Below are 21,215 nucleotides of genomic sequence, written 5' to 3'. Positions count from 1 at the left end.
CTGGCCCGGGAATCTCACCCCAGCAGCTTGCGCACCTTGGTCAGCGCGGTCATGAAGCGTTCGATCTCGGCGTGCGTGTTGTAGAACGCCAGCGAGGCACGGCAGGTAGCCGCGACGCCGAAGTACTGCAGCAGCGGGTGCGCGCAGTGCTGGCCCGAGCGTACGGCCACGCCTTCCAGGTCGAGCAGCGTGGCCAGGTCGTGGGCATGTGCACCGTCGATCAGGAACGAGACCACGGCGGCCTTCTCCGGCGCTTCGCCGATGATGCGCAGGCCGTCAACGCGGTGCAGCTCTTCGGTGAAATGCGCCAGCAGTTCGGCTTCGCGGGCTTCCACGCTCTCCTGGCCGAGCTGCTGCAGGTAGTCGGCGGCTACGCCCAGGCCGATGAAACCTGCGATGTTCGGGGTGCCGGCTTCGAACTTGTGCGGGGCATCGTTGAACACGGTGCCCTCGAAGCTGACTTCCTTGATCATTTCGCCGCCACCGAGGAACGGTGGCATCGCATCCAGGTGCTCGCGGCGGGCCCACAGTGCGCCAGTGCCGGTCGGGCCGCACATCTTGTGGCCGGTGATCGCATAGAAATCGCAACCGATCGCAGCGACGTCGACCTTGCGGTGCGGTACGGCTTGCGAGCCATCGACCACGGTGATGATGCCGCGCTTGCGCGCTTCACGGCAGATCTCACGCACCGGGTTGACCGTGCCCAGCACATTGGATACGTGGGTGACGGCCAGCAGCTTGACCTCGGGGGTCATCGCCGCACGCAGTGCATCCAGATCGAGTGCGCCGTCAGGCGTGATCTCTGCCACGCGGATGGTGGCGCCGGTACGCTGCGCGACCAGCTGCCACGGCACGATGTTGGCGTGGTGCTCCATGCGCGTGATCAGGATCACGTCACCGGCCTTCAGCCGCGGCAGGGCCCACGAATAGGCCACCAGGTTGATGGCGAAGGTGGTGCCGCTGCACAGCACCAGATCGCTGGCGCGCACGTTGAGGAAGCGCGCCAGCTTGTTGCGCGCACCTTCGTAGGCGTCGGTCGCTTCGCTGCCCAGTGCGTGCACCGCACGGCTGACGTTGGCGTTGTAGCGGCGGTAGAACTCGTCCACCGCACCGATCACCTGCACCGGTTTCTGGCCGGTGTTGGCATTGTCGAAATAGACCAGCGGCTTGCCGTGCACTTCACGCATCAACAGCGGGAAGTCGAGGCGGATGCGGTCCCAGTCGGGGGTGCCGGTGGGTTCTTCGATCGGGCGCGGCGTGGACAGGTTCATGCCACACCTGCCTCGGCCAGGGCCTTGTCCAGGCGGCGTGCCAGCTGCGCACGCAGTGCCTCGGGCAGCACCTTCAGTGGCTCGTGGCAGAACGCGGCGCTCAGCAGTGCCTGTGCCTGCGCCTGTGGCAGGCCACGCGAGCGCAGGTAGAACAGCGCGTTGGCGTCGAGCTGGCCGACGGTTGCGCCGTGCGCAGCCTTCACTTCGTCGGCGTCGATCACCAGCGTCGGCTGGGTGTCGATCTCGGCATCGGCCGACAGCAGCAGGTTCTTGTTGGACAGGTTCGCATCGGTGCCGTCGGCGCCTTCGCGGATCTGGATACCGCCATGGAACACCACGCGGCTGCGGTTGGCGGCCACGCCGCGCCACAGCAGTTCGCAGTTGGTATCGCGTGCGATGTGGTCAATGCCCAGGCGGGTTTCGACATGGCGGCGGCCATTGCCGAGCAGCACGCCATTGGCGGTCAGCTGGGCGTTGTCGCCTTCCAGGCGCACGTTCAGTTCATGGCGGCTGAGCGCGGCACCCAGTTCCAGGTCGACGCGGTGGTACTGCGCGTCGCGGGCCAGCACCGCATCGGTGCGCAGGAAGGTGGTCTGGCGCGCGCTGCCGGCCTGCACGCGGGCGTGCTGGAGCACCGCATCGTGGGCGACGTGAGCGTGCAGCACGGTGTTGTCCAGGTGGGCGGAGTCGCCGACGCTGAAGCGGTGCTCGACCACGCCAAGGCTGGCGCCGGCACGCAGTTCGATCAGGTGGCGATGATGCCAGGCCAGGTCGGTGTCGCCGGCGACGCTGGCGAACACCAGCTGCAGCGGTGCCTCGACCTGCACGCCTTCGTCCACGCGCAGGACCACGCCTTCATCGGCCAGGGCGGCATTGAGGCGGGCGAAGATCTCTTCGCTGCGCTCGTAGCGGCGGCCGAGGAAACGCACGGTGTCTTCGCCAGCGGCCAGTGCGGCCGACAGCGGCTGCAGCTGCACGCCCGCAGGCAATGCCTGCACGTCGCTCAGCGCGGTATCCAGGCGACCGTTGACGAACACCAGGCGCGGCGCCGGGATGTCTTCCAGCAGTGCTGCATCCAGGGCCGGGCCCTGCAGCGGTGCGGCCGCGAATGCACGACGCTCCAACTGGCGCAGCGAGGTGTACTTCCAGGCTTCGTTGCGGGCAGCCGGCAAGCCGTCACGCAGGGCCGCGTCCAGCACTTCGCGGCGTGCATCGCTGCCGCAGAAGGCCTGGGCCATCGAATCGAGCAGGGCGCTCATCAGACTGCCGCCTCGCGCACCACGCGATCCTTCAGGAAATCATAGCCGTGTGCTTCCAGTTCCAGTGCCAGCTCCGGGCCGCCGCTCTTGACGATGCGACCATCGGCCAGCACATGCACCACGTCCGGCTTGATGTAGTCCAGCAGGCGCTGGTAGTGGGTGATGACCAGGAACGAGCGATCGGCGGCGCGCAGTGCGTTGACGCCGTCGGCCACGCTCTTCAGTGCGTCGATGTCCAGGCCCGAGTCGGTCTCGTCGAGGATCGCCAGCTTCGGTTCCAGCACGGCCAGCTGGAAGATTTCGTTGCGCTTCTTCTCGCCACCGGAGAAGCCTTCGTTGACGCCACGGTGCAGCAGCTCGTCCTTCAGGTGCAGCACCGCCAGCTTCTGCCGCACCAGCTTGAGGAACTGCATCGAATCGAGCTCTTCCTCGCCGCGCGCCTTGCGCTGGGCGTTCAGTGCCGCGCGCAGGAAGTAGGTGTTGTTCACGCCGGGGATTTCCACCGGGTACTGGAACGCCAGGAACAGGCCGGCGGCGGCACGCGCCTCCGGATCCTGGTCGAGCAGGTCAGTGCCTTCGAACTGCACGCTGCCTTCGGTCACGTCGTAGCCGTCGCGGCCGGCCAGGACATTGCCCAGGGTGGACTTGCCGGCGCCGTTGGGGCCCATGATGGCGTGCACCTGGCCAGGCTTCACGTCCAGGGACAGGCCCTTGAGGATTTCCTTGTCGCCGATGCGGGCGTGGAGGTTTTCGATCTTCAGCATGGTGGGGGTTTCCGTGGGGCGGGCCGCGGCCCGCCGGTAAAGAGAATGCGTTTGCGAGGGGCAGGGGCGGGCGGTCAGCCCACCGAACCTTCCAGCGAGACTTCCAGCAGCTTCTTGGCTTCCACCGCGAATTCCATCGGCAGTTCGCGGAACACCTGCTTGCAGAAGCCGTCGACGATCATCGACACCGCGTCTTCCTGGTTGATGCCACGGGCGCGGCAGTAGAACAGCTGGTCGTCGGAAATCTTCGAGGTGGTGGCCTCGTGCTCGACGGTGGCGCCCGGGTTCTTCACCTCGATGTAGGGGAAGGTATGGGCGCCGCATTTCTTGCCGATCAGCAGCGAATCGCACTGGGTGTAGTTGCGTGCGCCATCGGCATTGCGGTCGATCCGGACCAGGCCGCGGTAGGTGTTCTGGCCGCGGCCGGCGCTGATGCCCTTGCTGATGATCTTGCTCTTGGTGCGCTTGCCGACGTGGATCATCTTGGTACCGGTGTCGGCCTGCTGACGATGATGGGTGAGTGCCACAGAGTGGAATTCGCCCACCGAGTCATCGCCCAGCAGCACGCAGGACGGGTACTTCCAGGTGATCGCCGAGCCGGTCTCGACCTGGGTCCAGGTGACCTTGCTGCGCGCGCCACGGCATTCGGCACGCTTGGTCACGAAGTTGTAGATGCCGCCCACGCCGTTCTCGTCGCCCGGGTACCAGTTCTGCACGGTGGAGTACTTGATCTCCGCATCGTCCAGCGTCACCAGTTCGACCACGGCGGCGTGCAGCTGGTTCTCATCGCGCATCGGCGCGGTGCAGCCTTCCAGGTAGGACACGTACGCCTTCTCTTCGCAGATGATCAGCGTGCGCTCGAACTGGCCGGTGTGGCCGGCGTTGATGCGGAAGTAGGTGCTCAGTTCCATCGGGCAACGCACGCCCTTGGGAATGAACACGAAGCTGCCATCGGAGAACACCGCCGAATTCAGCGCAGCGAAGTAGTTGTCGCCGACCGGCACCACGGTCCCCAGGTACTGGCGTACCAGTTCCGGGTGTTCCTTGATCGCCTCGGACATCGAGCAGAACACGATGCCCTTCTCGGCCAGTTCCTTGCGGAAGGTGGTGCCGACGGAGACCGAGTCGAACACGGCATCCACGGCCACGCCGGCCAGCTTGGCGCGCTCGTGCAGCGGCACGCCCAGCTTGTCGTAGGTGTCCAGCAGCTCCTTCGGCACGTCATCCAGCGAGGCGTACTTCGGGCCCTTCGGCGCGGAGTAGTAGCTGAGCGCCTGCAGGTCGATCGGGGCGATTTCCAGCTTGGCCCAGTCTGGCATCGGCATGGTCAGGAAATGACGGTAGGCGTCCAGGCGCCACTGCGTCATCCATTCCGGCTCTTCCTTCTTGGCCGACAGGGCGCGGATGGTGTCCTCGTCCAGGCCCGGCGGCAGGGAATCCGATTCGATGTCCGTGATGAAGCCGGCCGAATACTTGCGGCCAAGCTGCTCATGGATCTCGCGGTTGGGGGTGTCGTCGCTGGCGACGTTTTCGATGGTTTCGGTGGCCATGGGGGGCTGCCTACGGATCAGGAGACGACGTCGACAGCGATGGTGCGGCGCTGTTCGTCATCGGCAAGGGGAAGGGGGGGCAGGATCTGCGCAAGGGTGACATCGCGCAGCGCCTCGGAAACCACGTCGTTGATCAGCCGCCAGCTGCTGCGCGCGCCGCACTTGGGCGCCATGCCGCACTGGTGGTGGTCGTGGCTGCATTCGGTCAGGGCCAGCGGCCCTTCCATTGCTTCGACCACTTCGAACAGCGAGATCTCGATGGCTGCGCGGGTCAGGCGGTAGCCGCCACGGACGCCACGCAGGCCTTCGACCAGGCCGGCCTGGGCCAGCGGCTTGAGCACCTTGCTGACGGTCGGCGGTTCCAGACCAGTGAATTCGGCCAGCTCAGTGGCACTGAGCACCTCGCCCGGGCGGGCGGCGAGCACGGTCAGCACGACGGTGGCGTAATCGGTAAGTTTGGTGACGCGCAACATGGGGATGCGAGTGGTTCTTAAAGCGGACTGAAATTGTACGCTTTTATTCGCTGCCATCCAACCCGGGCATTCAGCCGGCGCTGGGGCCGGACCGGGAGCATTCACCGGGGCCATCGCCAGGGCGCCAATGCTGCGCCAACAGGGTGATTTTCGCAATCACCCGGAATGGGCGAGAATCAACGTTCCTTTTGCTGCAGACCTCCCTTGCCGATGCCCAAGAAGATCCAAGCCCGCAAGTCCGCCATCCACGGCAACGGTGTGTTTTCCGTGGCCCCGATCAAGCAGGGCGAGCGCGTGATCCAGTACAAGGGCCTGCTGCGCAGCCACGGCGACGTTGATGCCGATGACAGTGGTGACGTCGAAAGTGGCCATACCTTCCTGTTCACCCTCAACGACGATTGGGTGATCGATGCCAACTACAAGGGCAACGACGCGCGCTGGATCAACCACAGCTGCGACCCGAACTGCGAGGCGGTGATCGAGGAAGACGAGGACGGCGACAGCCGTGGCGACAAGGTGTTCATCGAGGCACTGCGCGATATCAAGGCCGGCGAAGAGCTGACCTACAACTACGGCATCACCCTGGCCGAGCGCCACACGGCCAAGCTGAAGAAGATCTGGGAATGCCGCTGCGGTTCGCCCAAGTGCACCGGCACCATGCTGCAGCCCAAGCGCTGACCCGCAGTGGGTAGTGCCGGCCGCTGGCCGGCATCTGTCTGAGGGGATTGCCGGCCAGCGGCCGGCACTACCTTATTTACCCAGCACGCCTGCCGGCACCAGGTTGCCCAGGTTCTGGTTGAAGGTGACCACCAGCTTGCCGTTCTTCACCTGCGCCGACTGCACCTGCAGGGCGCCCAGCAACCCGGCCACGGCCGGATCCAGCTTGTAGATCGGTTCGCGTTGGGCGTAGTCGCTCAGCCAGGCATTGAGCAGGCCACGGGTGCGCGAATCGAGGCGACCGCCCTGGTTGGCCGGGGTGAAGTCATCCACGCTCGGCTGCTGCAGGTGGAAGCCCTGGGTCTGCGCGTCGTAGCGCAGGCCACTACTGAGCTTCACCGTGCCCAGTTTGGCCGGGTTGCCGCCGGCTGTGGCCAGTGCCACATCCATGCCCAGGTTCAATCGTTCGCCGGCCGGAAGGCTCAGCTGCGGATGGCTCATGGTCAGGGCGATCAGGCCGCCCAGCGCGTCCTGGGTGCGTGGGAAGCTGCCATCGAGGTACTGCTGCACGTCGCTGGCACCAACCGACAGTTCGCGGCCGGAGATGGAAGGGGCGGCCTGAGCGCCGATCGCAGCAGCGATCAGCACGGTGGAGGCGGCGAGGCGGGTCATCAGGGAACGCAGGCGCATGGCGGTGACCGGTGGGTATGAATGGACGAATCAAAGAGTAGCCGTGCCGGCTGAATCGTGCGTGCATGCCGCTGCAACGGTTCAGTCCAGCGTTGGCCGCAGTTGCGCCGACTGGATCTGCCAGGCACGGCCGTCACTGCTGGGCTGCACGCGGTACCAGCCACCGAAGCGGAAGGTGCCCTGTGCGGTGACCGCGCGGATCCGCACAGGCACCTCCAGCAGGCGCGGCGGTTGTTGGCCGTCACGTGCGAGCGGGGTATCGCTGTCCAGGCGCAGCGTGCGCAGATCCTGCAGCTGTCGCAATGCCGCGTCGTCTGCGCGGTGTGGATCGGCCGGCGGAATCGCCCATGCCGCGTCGCTTGCGGTGCGGTTGCGGTTGAGCAGCGCGATCACATAGCGGTTGAGCATGATCGAGGGCGATTCGGCGTCGGCGGCCACCGCGGCGAACAGCGGGTCGATCGCCGGTGGCTGCAGGGCGGCTGCGTCAGTATCCGCAGCGGACGATGCTTCGGTGCTGGCGGTGGACCCGGCCGGGGCCATCGCGGGCTCCGGCTGTGGCGCCGGCCGGGAACAGCCCAGCAGCACCAGCGGCGCAATCAACAACAGGAACCTGCGCATGCCTGTCTCCTCCCCGAGGCGACGTGAAGGAGGTCAGTGTATCGGTTGCGCTGCTGTCAGCGGGAGGCGGGCAACTGCTCCAAGGCATCCAGTGCCGGCAGTACCTGTGCTGCGATGGCGGCCAATGCGTGGCCTTCGGTTTCGGCATGTCGCTGCACGATGTCGCGCAGCAGCTGGGTGGCGATCACCACCGTCGCACGCTCGTCGCCGCTGAGGCCGGCGGTGCGTGGGGCTGCCTCCAGCAGGCGCATCAGGTCGCGGCTGGCGCGGTGTTCAAGTTCGATGGTGCAGCGCCCGGTGCACTGCACCCCGTCCTTTTCGATGGGGGTCACCGAGATCCGGTAGCGGGTGGAGGGGCTGGCCATGAGGGTGTGCTCGCCGTAGCTGTGGAGGATGTGCCCACGATAGGCAAGGCCACGGCCGGCGGCGACGGCCGGCGCTGCACGCAGTGTTCCACCCGGTACGTTCCGCGGTCGGAACAGACCGCCTCCGGCCAATGGCGACGGGCCTCAGCGGGCATTTCCCGGAAAGCGGCAACGCTGTGTTGCGGGCCGTGGTTGGGACAAAAAAAACGGGACGGCCAGAGCCGTCCCGTCGGAATCCGCTTTGGGGCGCGCGCTTAGAGCGCGGCGTCCTTCAGCTTCTTCAGCGGACGCACCTTCAGCTTGGTGGTGGCCGGCTTGGCAGCGAACCACTGCTCTTCCTTGGTGAACGGGTTGATGCCCTTGCGCTTCGGCTTGGCCGGCACATTGACGGTGGAGATCTTCAGCAGGCCCGGCAGGGTGAAGGAGCCAGCGCCCTTCTTGTGCACCGAGGAGGCGACGGCGCTTTCCAGCGAGGCCAGCACAGCGCGGACGTCCTTGGCGATGACGCCGGAGGCTTCAGCGATGTGTGCAACCAGGCCGGACTTGGTCAGCACTTCCTTGATCGGCTTCGGAGCGGCCGGCTTGGCGGCTGCCTTCGTCGCGACTTTCTTCACTGCCTTCTTCGGGGCAGCCTTCTTAGCGGTCTTTGCCATGGTTTCCTGTTCCGTGAACGGTTGGTTGTTTGGTCGGCGCCGAACCCCGTCGGCAAGCGCAATGTAGGGCAACTCTCGGGCGCCGCCAATAGCCCGGAGCGCGGAAAGTGCATGTTTTTTCATATCCAGGCCGATTCAGCACATGGCCGCTGGTGGGGGATGGGGTGTCGCGACGCGGCCGGTAATACCTGTCCCGGCAGCACGGGGATGCGCGAAATCACTGAAAACAAGGGAAAAATGCGCGTTTCCCTGGCGAGGAAGTGTCCACGTGCCTGCATCCAGGATGACGTCCGGCGTGCGGCGGAGCGACGCAGGGCTAACGCGTGCCGTGCGAGGGTGAACGTTCATCACCGCCACGCAGGAGCAGCACATGGGAATCTCGCGACACGCCACCGCGCACTGGGAAGGCGATCTGAAGTCCGGCAAGGGACAGTTGAGCACGCCGCAGAGCGGGCTGCTGGACAAGACCCGCTATGGCTTCAACAGCCGTTTCGGCGACGAAAAAGGCACCAATCCGGAAGAACTGATCGCCGCTGCGCATGCCGGCTGTTTCACCATGGCGCTGTCGGCCAAGCTCGGCGAAGCCGGCTTCACCCCGACCTCGCTGGATACCGAGGCCAAGGTCGACCTGTCACTGGAAGGCGGCCCGCAGCTGTCGCAGATCCGGCTGAAAGTGAAGGCTGTGGTGCCGGGCATTGATGCAGCACAGTTCCGCGCCATTGCCGATGACGCCAAGCAGAACTGCCCGGTGTCCAAGGCGCTGAGCGCGGTACCGATCAGCCTGGAAGCCGAGCTGGGCTGATAGGCGGTAGCGCCGGGCCATGCCCGGCGCTATCGCGTACAGGCGATCACCAGTCGAGGGTGCCGGTAATCACCGTCTGCACCTGGCCGCCGGACCAGACCTCGCCATCGGCGTCGACCCGCAGGGTCAGGCGCGCATCGTGGCCGACTTCGCGGCCCTGGCTGACTTCGAACGGTGCACGGCCCCGTGGCAGCGCATCACGCAGATCCAGCCATGCGGCCAGCACGGCATTGGCGGCCCCCGAGGCAGCATCCTCGAAGCGCCGGCCATTGCCGACGAAGGCGCGCACGGCCAGGTCGAATCCCTCGCTGCCATCGCTGAAGGCATAGGCGAACACGCCCATGCTGTCGGTGGACTCGGCCAGTGCGGCCACCGCGTCCCAGTCCGGATGCAGGGCGCGCAAGGCGGCTTCATCGGCAACCTGCACCACCCACCAGCTGCGCCCGCCCTGCATGCGTGCCGGCGGCAGCGTGCCAAGCGGCCATCCCTTCAACGCCGCCTGCAGGCGTGGATCGATCGCCTCGGCGGTTTCGGCCAGCTGCGCGCGCGGAGTACGGATGGCAATCCGCTGCTGCGTGCCTTCGCCACTGACGCGCAGCGGCAGCGCACCGGCGATGCCGTCCTGCACCAGCACGCCATCGACCGCTGTCGCCAGCCCTGCCTGCAGTACCGCATGTGCGGTGCCTACGCTGGGATGGCCAGCAAACGGAACTTCCTTCTGCGGGCTGAACATGCGCAGGCGGTAGCTGGCGCCGGATGCCTGCGGAGGGAACACGAAGGTGGTTTCCGGCAGACGCGTCCAGCGGGCGATGGCCTGCATGCTGGCGTCGTCCAGGCCTTCGGCATCGAGCACTACGGCCAGCGGATTACCCGCGCCGGGGCGCGGGGAAAACACATCCAGCTGCAGGAAACGGCGGGTGGTCATCGGGGCGAAACTCCAAGGATGAAGGGGAATACGGTAGCGCCGGGCCATGCCCGCGAGCGCGCAGCGCGGCCAAGCTTCCGGGCATGGGCCGGCGCTACCAGCGAAGGTGTCCATCGATGACCGGCTGCACCTGGCCGCCGATCCACACCGTGCCCTGCGCATCGACCTCGACCTGCACGCGGCCATCGCGACCGACCTCGCGACCCTGACTCGCTACATAGCGACCCTCGCGGCCGGGCAGGGCAGTGCGCTGCCGCAGCCAGGCACCGATCAGGGCGTTGGCGCTGCCGGTCACCGGATCCTCGGGTACGGCGGCCGCATCGGCGGGGCAGAAGGCGCGCACCACGCGGGTGTGGTCGGCGCCGGCCTCGTCGGCGAACACGGCCAGACCGGTAGCGTCGGTGGCCAGGCTCCAGTTGCGCAGGGCCGCCATATCCGGCGCCAGGCCGCGTACGGCGGCGGCGTCGCGCAGCGGCAGCAGCCACCAGCGTGCGCCGTTGTCCCACAGTTCGGGTACCTGCCCGCTGGCAGCCAGCGCCAGCAGCTCCTTCGGCGCGGCGCCGGCCGTCGTCTCCAGTTGCCGCGCCGGTGGGCTGGCCAGCTGGATCTGCAGTGCCTCGGCCGGGCCGCTCACCCGTACCGGCAGCAACCCTGCCGCGCATTGCTGCAGCAGGGCGCCGTCGCGCGGTTGCGCCAGGTCGCAGGTCACCGCCGCCCAGGCGGCGCCGACACTGGGGTGGCCGGCAAATGCCAGCTCGCGGCTCGGGGTGAAAATGCGGATGTGGTAGTCGGCCCCGGGCGCGCTGGGGCGCAGGAAGAACACCGTCTCGGACAGGTTCAGCCAGGCGGCCAGGGCCTGCATCTGGCTGCTGGAGAGCCCGTCGGCGTCCAGGACGGCGCCCAGCGGATTGCCGGTGCCGGGGCGGGGGGCGAAGACATCGAGCTGCAGGTAACGGAGGACGGCCATCTACGGGGATATTGCGCTTAGAATCAAAGGTTCCGCCCCCGAGGGCGGCTTCCCCACATTCTACATAGCCAATCCATGTCAGCTTCCCCCCTTGTCGATCGTTGGATCGTACTGAAGTTCGGCGGCACCTCGGTGTCGCGTCGTCATCGCTGGGACACGATCGGGAAGCTGGCGAAAAAACGTGCGGAAGAGACCGGCGCGCGCGTACTGGTGGTGGTTTCGGCGCTGTCCGGGGTCACCAACGAGCTGACCGCGATCGCCGATGGCGCGCCGGACAGCCGTGATCGCGTGGCAGCGCTGGTCGAGCGTCATGAGGGTTTCCTGGCCGAGCTGGGCCTGGGCCGTGAGGTGCTGGCCGAACGTCTGGCTGCGCTGCAGGGCCTGCTCGACGATGCGCGTGCGACAACCCGCCCGCTGGAGTGGCAGGCCGAAGTACTGGGCCAGGGCGAACTGCTGTCGTCCAGCCTGGGTGCGGCCTATCTGCGCGCCAGCGGCCTGGATTTCGGCTGGATGGATGCCCGCCAGTGGCTGGATGCACTGCCGCCGCAGCCGAACCAGAGCGACTGGTCGCAGCGCCTGTCGGTGAACTGCCAGTGGCGAGCCGATGCCGAGTGGGCGCAGCGTTTCCGCGCGCAGCCGACCCGCCTGCTGATCACCCAGGGCTTCATCTCGCGGCATGCCGATGGCGGCACCGCCATCCTCGGCCGCGGTGGCTCGGATACCTCGGCGGCGTACTTCGGTGCGCTGCTCGGCGCCAGCCGCGTGGAGATCTGGACCGATGTGCCGGGCATGTTCAGTGCAAATCCGCGCGACGTGCCGGACGCGCGCCTGCTGACCCGGCTGGACTATTACGAGGCGCAGGAAATCGCCACCACCGGCGCCAAGGTGCTGCATCCGCGCTCGATCAAGCCGTGCCGCGATGCGGGCGTGCCGATGGCCATCCTCGATACCGAGCGCCCGGAACTGCCGGGTACCAGCATCGATGGCAATGCCGCGCCGGTGCCGGGAGTGAAGGCGATCAGCCGCCGCAACGGCATCGTGCTGGTGTCGATGGAAGGCATCGGCATGTGGCAGCAGGTCGGCTTCCTGGCCGATGTGTTCGGTCTGTTCAAGAAGCACGGACTGTCGGTGGACCTGATCGGTTCGGCCGAGACCAACGTCACCGTGTCGCTGGACCCGTCCGAGAATCTGGTCAACACCGATGTGCTGGCCGCGCTGTCGGCTGACCTGTCGCAGATCTGCAAGGTGAAGGTGATCGTGCCGTGCGCGGCCATCACCCTGGTCGGCCTGGGCATGCGCTCGCTGCTGCACAAGCTTTCGGACGTGTGGGCGACCTTCGGTCGTGAGCGCGTGCACATGATTTCGCAGTCGTCCAACGATCTGAACCTGACCTTCGTGATCGACGAGGCCGATGCCGATGGCCTGCTGCCGATCCTGCATGCCGAGCTGATCGACAGCGGTGCAATGCCGGTGGAAGAGACCGAGGTATTCGGTCCGCGCTGGCGCGAGATTGCCGGTACCGTGCGTCCGCGCGGTACGCCGTGGTGGCGGGGCCAGCGTGCGCACCTTTTGCAACTGGCCGATGCCGGTACGCCGCGCTATGTCTACCACCTGCCGACGGTGCGCGCCCGCGCCCGCGCGCTGGCGGCGATCAAGCCGATCGACCAGCGCTACTACGCGATCAAGGCCAACAGCCATCCGGCCATCCTGCAGCTGCTGGAAGCCGAGGGCTTCGGCCTGGAGTGCGTATCGCACGGTGAACTGAAGCACGTGTTCCAGCATCTGCCGGAGCTGTCGCCCAAGCGCGTGCTGTTCACCCCCAGCTTCTGCCCGCGCGAAGAGTACGAAGCTGCCTTCGCATTGGGCGTGACCGTTACTATCGACAATGTCGAAGCACTGCAGCGTTGGCCGGACCTGTTCCGCAACCGCGAACTGTGGCTGCGGGTTGATCTGGGCCGTGGCGAAGGCCACCACGCCAAGGTCCGTACCGGCGGCAAGGATTCCAAGTTCGGGCTGCCGATCGCCCGCGTGGACGAGTTCGTGCGCGCAGCCACCGAGCTGGGCACGCGCGTGGTCGGCCTGCATGCGCATCTGGGCAGCGGCGTGGAAACCGCGCAGCACTGGCGCCTGATGTGCGATGAGCTGGCCGGCTTCGCCCGCCGCATCGGCAGCGTGCACACCATCGACATCGGTGGTGGCCTGCCGATTCCTTACAGTGCCGAGGACGAGCCGTTCGATCTGGATGCCTGGGCCGAGGGCCTGGCCGAGGTCAAGGCGCTGCACCCGGCATTCCGCCTGGCGATCGAGCCGGGTCGCTTCCTGGTGGCCGAATCCGGCGTTCTGCTGACCCACGCCACCCAGGTGGTGGAGAAGGACGGCGTGCGTCGTGTCGGTCTGGATGCGGGCATGAACACACTGATGCGCCCGGCCCTGTACGACGCCTGGCACGATATCGAGAACCTCAGCCGCCAGGGCGGTTATGCCGAGGCGGCGTTCGATGTGGTCGGCCCGATCTGCGAATCCAGCGACGTGTTCGGCAAGCGCCGCAAGCTGCCGGTATCGACCGCGCCGGACGATGTGATGTTGATCGCCGATGCCGGTGCCTACGGCTATGTGATGTCCAACACCTACAACCAGCGGGCGATGCCGCGCGAAGACGTGATCGAGTGATCTGCGTCCGCGCCCTGCACCCGCCCACCGACATGCCCCGCGCCAACGCGCGGGTGCGTGCCTGACCGTGCTTGAACTGGATTCACCATGACTGCTTTTGACAAACACCAGGTTTCCCGCTTCCGCTTCGTTCGCTGCGAATTCGCCGCGGACACCGGCGTGGCCAAGCTGGTCTACGCCTTTGATGACGGCCCGGAGATGGTGGAAACCGTTACCGTGCCCGGCGCACCATTCGTGCTGGACGAGGCGCGCGCGGCCGCGGTGCAGCGCGCACTGCAGCTGCTGCACCTGATCGCCGGTGTCAGCTACTACAAGGCGGGCGTGCCGGAGACGGTCAGCATCGACAGCTACGCCATCGATGCCGATACCGCTGCACTGGTGGAAACGGTCTATCTCAACGGCCTGGGTGAATTCGCCTACCGCAACGGCCTGAACCTGCGCGGGCGTTTCCGCCTGCCGGTACAGGGTGAAACGGTGCAGGCGCTGGTGCTGGGCCTGCAGCCGCATGCGCTGGTGGCGATCGGTGGCGGCAAGGATTCGCTGGTCAGCATCGAAGCACTGCGCCGTGCCGGCGTGGACGAGACGGTGACCTGGATCGGTGGTTCGCAGCTGATCCGCGCCTGCGCCGAACGCACCGGCCTGCCGACGCTGAACCTGGGCCGCGCGCTGGCGCCGGAACTGTTTGAGCTCAACCGCCAGGGCGCCTGGAACGGCCATATCCCGGTCACCGCGGTGAACTCGGCGATCATGGTGCTGGCCGCGCTGCTGCAGGACGTGGACCAGGTGGTGTTCTCCAATGAGCGTTCGGCCAGCTATGGCAGCCAGATTCCGGGCACCGGCGAAGTGAACCACCAGTGGTCCAAGGGCTGGGCATTCGAGCAGGCCTTTGGTGAGTACGTGCAGAAGCAGGTGGCCGCCGACCTGCAGTACTACTCGCTGCTGCGCCCGATGTCCGAGCTGGCGGTGGCCCGCCAGTTCGCCAAGACCGATTTCTACGACGCGCACTTCTCCAGCTGCAACCGCAACTTCCACATCCTCGGCGAGCGCCCGGTGAATCGCTGGTGCGGCGTCTGCCCGAAGTGCCACTTCGTGTTCCTGGCGCTGGCCCCGTTCATGCCCAAGACGCGCCTGGTGCGCATCTTCGGCCGCAACCTGCTGGACGATATCGAACAGGCCGGTGGTTTCGACGCGCTGCTGGAATTCCAGGACCACAAGCCGTTCGAGTGCGTGGGCGAAGGCCGCGAATCGCGTGCGGCGATGGCGACCCTGGCGCAGCGCCCGGAGTGGAAGGAAGACGTGCTGGTGAAGCGCTTCTGCAATGAGATCCAGCCGCAGCTGGATGCCGCCGAACTGGAACTGGCACCGCTGCTGCAGCTGCAGGGCGAGCACCGCGTTCCGGCTGCGCTGTGGGAACGGGTGCGTGAAGATTTCGAAGCTTGAAGGAAAGCGCGTTGCGCTGTGGGGCTGGGGCCGTGAGGGCCGCGCCGCGTTCGCGGTGCTGCGTGAGCGCCTGCCCACGCTGCCACTGAGCCTGTTCTGCCCGGCGGCCGAAGTCGAGGCCGCGCGTGCGGAAACGCAGGGCGTGCTGGACGTGCGTGGTGAGCCTTCTGCTGAAGCGCTGGCCGCGTTTGACGTGGTGATCAAGTCTCCCGGCATCAGCCCGTACCAGCCGATCGCGCTGGCGGCGGCGGAGCAGGGCACCACCTTCATCGGTGGCACCGCGCTGTGGTTTGCCGAACATGCGGGTGCCGATGGCATCGTGCACGACACCGTGTGCGTGACCGGTACCAAGGGCAAGAGCACCACCACCGCGCTTGTCGCGCACCTGCTGCGTGCCGCCGGCCACCGTACCGGCCTGGTCGGCAACATTGGCCTGCCGCTGCTGGAAGTGCTGGACCCGCAGCCCGCGCCCGAGTACTGGGCGGTGGAACTGTCCAGCTACCAGACCGGCGAAGTGGCGCGCAGTGGTGCCCACCCGCAGGTGGCGGTGGTGCTGAACCTGTTCCCGGAACACCTGGACTGGCACGGCAGCGAACAGCGTTACATCGACGACAAGCTGCGGCTGGTGACTGAAGCCGCGCCGCGCATCGCCGTGCTCAATGCTGCCGATCCGCACTTGGCCGCGCTGTCGCTGCTCGACAGCGAAGTGGTCTGGTTCAACCAGCCGCAGGGTTGGCATATGCGTGGTGACATCGTGCATCGCGGTGAGCAGGCCGTGTTCGATACCCGTAACACGCCACTGCCGGGGCGCCACAACCGCGGCAATCTGTGCGCGGTGCTGGCTGCACTGGAAGCACTGGGCCTGGACGCGGTGGCGCTGGCGCCGGCGGTGCAGGATTTCTGGCCGCTGCCCAACCGCCTGCAGCGCATCGGCGTGTCCGATGGCCTGGCCTACATCAACGATTCAATCAGCACCACGCCGCACGCCAGCCTGGCCGCGCTGGAGTGCTTCGCCGGGCAGCGCATCGCGTTGCTGGTGGGCGGGCACGACCGTGGCCTGGACTGGACCGATTTCATGCAGCACATGGCGCACGATGTGCCGCCGGTGGAGATCGTGACCATGGGCAGCAATGGCCCGCGCATCCACGCGATGCTGCAGCCGCTGGCCGATGCCGGCCGCTTCGGCCTGCACGCGGCGGGCGATCTGCCCGAGGCGATGGCGCTGGCGCGTACTGCGCTGGGCGAGCAGGGCGGGGTGGTGCTGCTGTCGCCGGGCGCGCCGAGCTTCGGTGCCTACCGTGACTACGTGGCGCGTGGCCGTCATTTCGCCGAACTGGCTGGATTTGACCCGGACAGCATCAGCGCGATTCCGGGGTTGGGTATCGCTTGAAGGTAGTGCCGGCCGCTGGCCGGCAACCCACGGGGAAATTCATCCACGCATGGCGTGGATCTACTCTTGATCAATGAAGCTGTAATCGCCGTCAATCAGCTGTTGCAGGTACGCATCGAAGCTGGGCGCGATGACAACATAGCTGTCTGGATCGTGCAGGTAGCGCACCACCTGGCCGGCAACGCCGCCCGGTGCCGGATCAAAATCCAGATACAGCATCGAGGTACCGCCGTTGTTCATGCAGTGCGAGAAGCACAGGCGGCGACTCATCGGCAGGTCCGCGTCGATGCCTTCGCCGAGGATCTCCGGTTCGTCATCCAGCCACTCTTCGTAGATGGATCGGATGCTGTCGTCCCACTGCTGCTGGTCCTCGAAGATCTGTGCCACCGAGCGCAGGTAGTAGGGGTAGTCGCCCACGTCCGAGCCCAGCATCAGCACACAGACCTCGCCTTTCGGGTATTCGCGATAGTGTGTGCCATCCACGCGCGACAACAGTTCCACCAGGCTGTCAGGAACCTGCGGCCACTGCGCGCGCAGGCGTTGCAGGCCCTCGGCGCTGGCGCCCTGCACGTACGCCCACTGCGGGGCATCGTCGGCAGGCAGGCGTGGGATCAGGCCAGACAGAAAGCGATCAACTAGGTTCATGTGGCAAAAAGGGGACGGAGGGGATTAAGTCGTATCCAACCACACCTGCGTCACGCCGCCAATGCAGAATGCGACGCGTGAGGGGCGAATACGGCTTAATCCCCTCCGTCCCCTTTTTTGTGGAGCAGGCGCATGAATCGTTGGCGATGCGGTGTGGCGGTGATGCTGGGGCTGGCGGCGATGCCGGCGTGGGCGGCGATGAAGACGCAGCCGGTGGAGTGGAAACACCAGGGCACGACTTTCAGTGGCGTGCTGGTCTATGACGACGGCGACAACGACAAGCGCCCTGGCCTGGTGATGGTGCCGAACTGGAAGGGTGTGAACGAATCGGCCATCGAGAAGGCCAAGCAGCTGGCCGGCGATGATTACGTGGTGCTGGTGGCCGACGTGTACGGCAAGGGCGTGCGGCCGAAGACCGATGCCGAGGCGGGGCCGGTGGCGACCAAGCTGCGCAATGACCGGCCGCTGCTGCGCGCACGTGCGCTGGAAGCGGTGAACGTGCTAAAGGCCCAGGCCGGCAAGGCGCCGTTGGATGCCAGCCGGATCGGCGCGGTGGGCTTCTGTTTCGGCGGCACCACGGTGCTGGAACTGGCCCGTGCCGGTGCGCCGCTGGCCGGGGTGGTCAGCCTGCATGGCGGGCTGGGCTCGCCGCTGCCGGCACAGGTAGGTGGCAGCCATCCCTCGGTGCTGGTGCTCAACGGCGCCGACGACAAGAGCGTGACCGCCGAGGACATCGGCAGCTTCCAGAAGGAAATGGACGCGGCCAAGGTCGACTGGGAATTCACCAACTACAGCGGGGCGGTGCACTGCTTCGCCGAGCGCGATGCCAACAGCCCGCCGGGCTGCCAGTACAACGAACGGGCGGCCAAGCGCGCCTGGAAGGCGCTGGGTGAGTTCTTCGAGGAGCGCTTCGAGAAACGTTGATCCGTGAAGCGGTAGTGCCGGCCGCTGGCCGGCACCCTCATGATGCTGCGGATGTCATCGGGAATGCCGGCCAGCGGCCAGCACTACCGGATGCGGTCAATGCGAGCGCTGCACCGCGTAGCGGGCCAGGCCGCGCAGGGCAGCCACGGCATCGTTGTCGCCCAGGCCGTCAAGCGCGCGCTCGGCGGCTTCGGCATATTCCTCGGCACGCGCGCGGCTGTACTCCAGGCCGCCGGTGGCGCGGATCGCCGCCAGCACTTCCGGCATCGCCGAGGCATCACCGTCCTGCACGATGGTGCGCAGGCGCTCGCGGGTGGCGTCGTCGGAGTGGGCCATCGCGTGGATCAGCGGCAGCGTTGCCTTGCCCTCGGCGAGGTCGTCGCCCAGGTTCTTGCCCAGTTCCTCGGCGTTGGCCGAGTAGTCCAGCACGTCGTCGGCGATCTGGAACGCGTAGCCCAGGTGCATGCCGTAGTCGAACAGGGCCTGCTGGGTGGCTTCGTCCACGCCGCTGGCCAGCGCACCCAGACGGGTACCGGCAGCGAACAGCACCGCGGTCTTGCGCTCGATCACGCGCAGGTAGGCGGCTTCGTCGGTGTCCGGGTTGTGCACGTGCAGCAGCTGCAGCACTTCACCCTCGGCGATGCGGTTGGTGGCATCGGCCAGGATCTGCATCACCGACATGCGCTCCAGCTCGACCATCAGCTGGAAGCTGCGCGAGTACAGGAAGTCGCCGACCAGCACGCTGGGCGCGTTGCCCCACAGTGCGTTGGCGGTGCTGCGGCCACGGCGCAGGCTGGATTCGTCCACCACGTCGTCGTGCAGCAGGGTGGAGGTGTGGATGAACTCGATGATCGCCGCCAGCTGATGGTGCTCCGGGCCGGCCTGGCCGACCGCATGGCCGGCCAGCATCACCAGCATCGGGCGCAGGCGCTTGCCGCCGGCGGAAATGATGTGATCGGCGATCTGGTTGATCAGCACGACGTCCGAGGACAGGCGGCGCCGGATCAGGGCGTCGACGGCGGCCATGTCGGCCGCGGCAAGCGACTGGATCTGGGACAGGCCCAGGGCGGGACGGGTGTCTTCGGTGATGGTCATGCGATCAGGCTTTCAGGCTCATTGCTGATTATAGGCGCTGCCTGTGAATTCGGGCGCAAACCGGGCGGGTCGACGTCCGCGGCCCGGCCACGGCTGCCGCCTGCGTGAATACGTATGCAGGTTGCGCCATGCCCGTGGGGCCACCGCTAAGCTTGCGGCATCAGGATTTCGGCCCGCTCCCGGCGGGTCCCGCACGCCCGGAGGGGGCTGTCGATGTCGCACTATCCATGGTGGCGCGGAGCCGTCATCTACCAGATCTACCCGCGCAGCTACCTCGATGCCAACGGCGATGGGGTGGGCGACCTGCCGGGCATCATCCAGCGCCTGGACCACATCGCCGCGCTGGGCGTGGACGCGATCTGGATCTCACCGTTCTTCAAGTCGCCGATGGCCGACTTCGGCTATGACATCGCCGACTACCGCGACGTCGACCCGCTGTTCGGCAACCTGGATGACTTCGACCGCCTGCTGGCCAAGGCCCACGGCCTGGGCCTGAAGGTGATGATCGACCAGGTGCTGAGCCACACCTCGATCGAGCATGCCTGGTTCCGCGAGAGCCGCCAGGACCGCCGCAACCCGAAGGCGGACTGGTACGTCTGGGCCGACCCGCGCGAGGACGGCACCCCGCCCAACAACTGGCTGTCGCTGTTCGGCGGCGGCGCCTGGCAGTGGGAGCCGCGCCGGGAGCAGTACTACCTGCACAACTTCCTGGTGGACCAGCCGGACCTGAACTTCCATCACCCGGACGTGCAGCAGGCCACCCTGGACAACGTGCGCTTCTGGCTGGACCGCGGCGTGGATGGCTTCCGCCTGGATGCGATCAACTTCTGCTTCCATGACGCGCAGCTGCGCGACAACCCGGCCAAGCCGGCGGAGAAGCGCTTCGGCCGCGGCTTCAGCCCGGACAATCCGTACGCCTACCAGTACCACTATTACAACAACACCCAGCCGGAGAACCTGCCGTTCCTGGAGCGCCTGCGCGCGCTGCTGGACGAGTATCCGGGGGCGGTCAGCCTGGGCGAGATCTCCTCGGAGGACTCGCTGGCCACCACGGCCGAGTACACCCGCGATGGCCGCCTGCACATGGGCTACAGCTTCGAGCTGCTGGTGGACGACTACAGCGCGGCCTATGTCCGCGACACGGTCTCGCGGCTGGAAGCGGCGATGACCGAAGGCTGGCCGTGCTGGGCGGTTTCGAATCACGACGTGGAGCGGGCGGTCAGCCGCTGGGGCGGCCACCCGGCTGACCCGCGCCTGGCGCGGATGCTGGTGGCGATGCTGTGTTCGCTGCGCGGCTCGGTCTGCCTGTACCAGGGCGAGGAGCTGGGCCTGGCCGAGGCCGAGGTGCCGTTCGAGGCCCTGCAGGACCCGTATGGCATCACCTTCTGGCCGAACTTCAAGGGCCGTGATGGCTGCCGTACCCCGCTGCCGTGGACCGACGCGCCACTGGCCGGTTTCACCACGGGCCAGCCCTGGTTGCCGATCCCGGCCGAGCACCGGGCGGCGGCGGTGGCCGTGCAGGAGCGGGATCCGCACTCGGTGTTGTCGGCATTCCGCGCGTTCCTGGCCTGGCGGCATAGCCAGCCGGCGCTCCTGCATGGCAGCATCCGATTCATCGAAAGCGCCGAGCCAGTGCTGCTGTTCGAGCGTATGCTTGCAGATGAAACCCTCCTGCTGGCCTTCAACCTGTCGGCCGAGGCGGTGAGCCATCCGCTGCCGCCGGGCAACTGGCAGCAGGTGGCGGTACCGGGCCCGGATGCGGGCACGGTGCAGGGCAACGAACTCCAGCTGCCGCCGCGCGCGGTGTATTGCGCCCGACGCAGCTGACCGTTTTCTCCGGTGGCGGTACTTGCGGGGACGGGGCCGAAGCGCCCCGTCCCTTTTTTGTGGGTGGGATTCCGGTGCAGGGCATCCACGCATGGCGTGGATCTACCGGGATGTATCGAATGGATCCTCGCCATGCGTGGATGGGGCAATGCGGCGGTAGATCCACGCCATGCGTGGATGGGGCAATGCGGTGGTAGATCCACGCCATGCGTGGATGGGGCAGTGCGGTG

The 21,215-nt window shown here is 66.9% G+C and carries 20 protein-coding genes; 7 read left to right on the top strand and 13 right to left on the bottom strand.

Annotated features, from left to right (window positions below):
* Positions 1-14: 14 nt before the first annotated feature.
* The 5 genes from ABR323_RS00100 to ABR323_RS00080 all read right to left on the bottom strand — a co-directional run bounded on the left by ABR323_RS00100 (position 15) and on the right by ABR323_RS00080 (position 5,317).
* Positions 15-1,271 (bottom strand): cysteine desulfurase, encoded by a 1,257-nt coding sequence (locus ABR323_RS00100; protein WP_439447784.1) that lies wholly within the window; start codon positions 1,269-1,271, stop codon positions 15-17.
* Positions 1,268-2,530 (bottom strand): Fe-S cluster assembly protein SufD, encoded by a 1,263-nt coding sequence (sufD, locus tag ABR323_RS00095; protein ID WP_439447783.1) that lies wholly within the window; start codon positions 2,528-2,530, stop codon positions 1,268-1,270. The genes ABR323_RS00100 and sufD overlap by 4 nt, the downstream gene beginning before the upstream one ends.
* Positions 2,530-3,294 (bottom strand): Fe-S cluster assembly ATPase SufC, encoded by a 765-nt coding sequence (gene sufC, locus ABR323_RS00090; protein ID WP_135272634.1) that lies wholly within the window; start codon positions 3,292-3,294, stop codon positions 2,530-2,532. Before sufC ends, sufD begins: the two co-directional genes overlap by 1 nt.
* Before the next feature lie 74 nt (positions 3,295-3,368).
* On the bottom strand, positions 3,369-4,844 hold the full coding sequence (gene sufB, locus ABR323_RS00085; protein WP_439447782.1) for a Fe-S cluster assembly protein SufB: 1,476 nt from the start codon (positions 4,842-4,844) through the stop codon (positions 3,369-3,371).
* A gap of 17 nt (positions 4,845-4,861) precedes the next feature.
* Positions 4,862-5,317, bottom strand: a complete 456-nt coding sequence (locus ABR323_RS00080; RefSeq protein WP_012510324.1) for an SUF system Fe-S cluster assembly regulator — start codon at positions 5,315-5,317, stop codon at positions 4,862-4,864.
* Between the two features lie 210 nt (positions 5,318-5,527).
* Here ABR323_RS00080 and ABR323_RS00075 point away from each other — a divergent pair, with 210 nt between their 5' ends.
* Positions 5,528-5,995, top strand: a complete 468-nt coding sequence (locus ABR323_RS00075; RefSeq protein WP_010483549.1) for an SET domain-containing protein — start codon at positions 5,528-5,530, stop codon at positions 5,993-5,995.
* Between the two features lie 72 nt (positions 5,996-6,067).
* On the opposite strand, the gene ABR323_RS00070 is transcribed toward ABR323_RS00075, so the two are convergent.
* The 4 genes from ABR323_RS00070 to ABR323_RS00055 form a co-directional block, all read right to left on the bottom strand.
* Positions 6,068-6,664, bottom strand: a complete 597-nt coding sequence (locus ABR323_RS00070) for a DUF1439 domain-containing protein (RefSeq protein ID WP_012510326.1) — start codon at positions 6,662-6,664, stop codon at positions 6,068-6,070.
* A gap of 81 nt (positions 6,665-6,745) precedes the next feature.
* The gene (locus ABR323_RS00065) at positions 6,746-7,282 is read right to left on the bottom strand and encodes a hypothetical protein (RefSeq protein WP_439447781.1); all 537 of its coding nucleotides are present in this window, start codon (positions 7,280-7,282) and stop codon (positions 6,746-6,748) included.
* Positions 7,283-7,338: 56 nt separating this feature from the next.
* Positions 7,339-7,647: a DUF3861 family protein gene (locus tag ABR323_RS00060; protein ID WP_135272637.1), complete on the bottom strand. Its 309-nt coding sequence runs from the start codon at positions 7,645-7,647 to the stop codon at positions 7,339-7,341.
* A 254-nt stretch (positions 7,648-7,901) separates the two neighbouring features.
* Positions 7,902-8,300 (bottom strand): HU family DNA-binding protein, encoded by a 399-nt coding sequence (locus ABR323_RS00055; protein ID WP_012510328.1) that lies wholly within the window; start codon positions 8,298-8,300, stop codon positions 7,902-7,904.
* Positions 8,301-8,670: 370 nt separating this feature from the next.
* Between ABR323_RS00055 and ABR323_RS00050 the strand changes: the two genes are divergently transcribed.
* Positions 8,671-9,102, top strand: coding sequence for an OsmC family protein (locus ABR323_RS00050; protein WP_014646276.1), 432 nt, complete (start codon positions 8,671-8,673; stop codon positions 9,100-9,102).
* Positions 9,103-9,148: 46 nt separating this feature from the next.
* Here the strand turns inward: ABR323_RS00050 and ABR323_RS00045 are convergent, their stop codons facing one another.
* Entirely contained in the window at positions 9,149-10,027 is an 879-nt protein-coding gene (locus ABR323_RS00045) for a PhzF family phenazine biosynthesis protein (RefSeq protein WP_439447780.1), read from the bottom strand.
* Positions 10,028-10,121: 94 nt separating this feature from the next.
* Positions 10,122-10,994, bottom strand: coding sequence for a PhzF family phenazine biosynthesis protein (locus ABR323_RS00040; protein ID WP_439447779.1), 873 nt, complete (start codon positions 10,992-10,994; stop codon positions 10,122-10,124).
* Between the two features lie 75 nt (positions 10,995-11,069).
* On the opposite strand from ABR323_RS00040, the gene ABR323_RS00035 reads away from it, so the two are divergent.
* The 3 genes from ABR323_RS00035 (at position 11,070) to murD (ending at position 16,494) form a co-directional block, all read left to right on the top strand.
* A complete protein-coding gene (locus tag ABR323_RS00035; RefSeq protein ID WP_439447778.1) occupies positions 11,070-13,664 on the top strand; it encodes a bifunctional aspartate kinase/diaminopimelate decarboxylase in 2,595 nt (864 codons plus the stop codon).
* Positions 13,665-13,751: 87 nt separating this feature from the next.
* Entirely contained in the window at positions 13,752-15,104 is a 1,353-nt protein-coding gene (murL, locus tag ABR323_RS00030; RefSeq protein WP_439447777.1) for a UDP-N-acetyl-alpha-D-muramoyl-L-alanyl-L-glutamate epimerase, read from the top strand.
* Entirely contained in the window at positions 15,085-16,494 is a 1,410-nt protein-coding gene (murD, locus tag ABR323_RS00025) for a UDP-N-acetylmuramoyl-L-alanine--D-glutamate ligase (protein ID WP_439447776.1), read from the top strand. Before murL ends, murD begins: the two co-directional genes overlap by 20 nt.
* A 60-nt stretch (positions 16,495-16,554) precedes the next feature.
* Here the strand turns inward: murD and ABR323_RS00020 are convergent, their stop codons facing one another.
* Positions 16,555-17,139: an SMI1/KNR4 family protein gene (locus ABR323_RS00020; protein ID WP_439447775.1), complete on the bottom strand. Its 585-nt coding sequence runs from the start codon at positions 17,137-17,139 to the stop codon at positions 16,555-16,557.
* A gap of 132 nt (positions 17,140-17,271) precedes the next feature.
* On the opposite strand from ABR323_RS00020, the gene ABR323_RS00015 reads away from it, so the two are divergent.
* The gene (locus ABR323_RS00015) at positions 17,272-18,063 is read left to right on the top strand and encodes a dienelactone hydrolase family protein (protein WP_439447774.1); all 792 of its coding nucleotides are present in this window, start codon (positions 17,272-17,274) and stop codon (positions 18,061-18,063) included.
* Positions 18,064-18,159: 96 nt separating this feature from the next.
* Here the strand turns inward: ABR323_RS00015 and ABR323_RS00010 are convergent, their stop codons facing one another.
* Positions 18,160-19,158, bottom strand: a complete 999-nt coding sequence (locus ABR323_RS00010) for a polyprenyl synthetase family protein (RefSeq protein ID WP_135272645.1) — start codon at positions 19,156-19,158, stop codon at positions 18,160-18,162.
* A gap of 213 nt (positions 19,159-19,371) precedes the next feature.
* On the opposite strand from ABR323_RS00010, the gene ABR323_RS00005 reads away from it, so the two are divergent.
* Positions 19,372-20,985, top strand: coding sequence for an alpha-glucosidase (locus ABR323_RS00005; RefSeq protein ID WP_439447773.1), 1,614 nt, complete (start codon positions 19,372-19,374; stop codon positions 20,983-20,985).
* Positions 20,986-21,215: the final 230 nt, after the last annotated feature.

This window comes from Stenotrophomonas sp. ATs4, assembly GCF_051861585.1.
GTDB classification, from domain to species: domain Bacteria; phylum Pseudomonadota; class Gammaproteobacteria; order Xanthomonadales; family Xanthomonadaceae; genus Stenotrophomonas; species Stenotrophomonas maltophilia_AS.
Note: the sequence above shows the minus strand (reverse complement) of the source record. Positions and strands in the feature narration are given on the sequence as shown.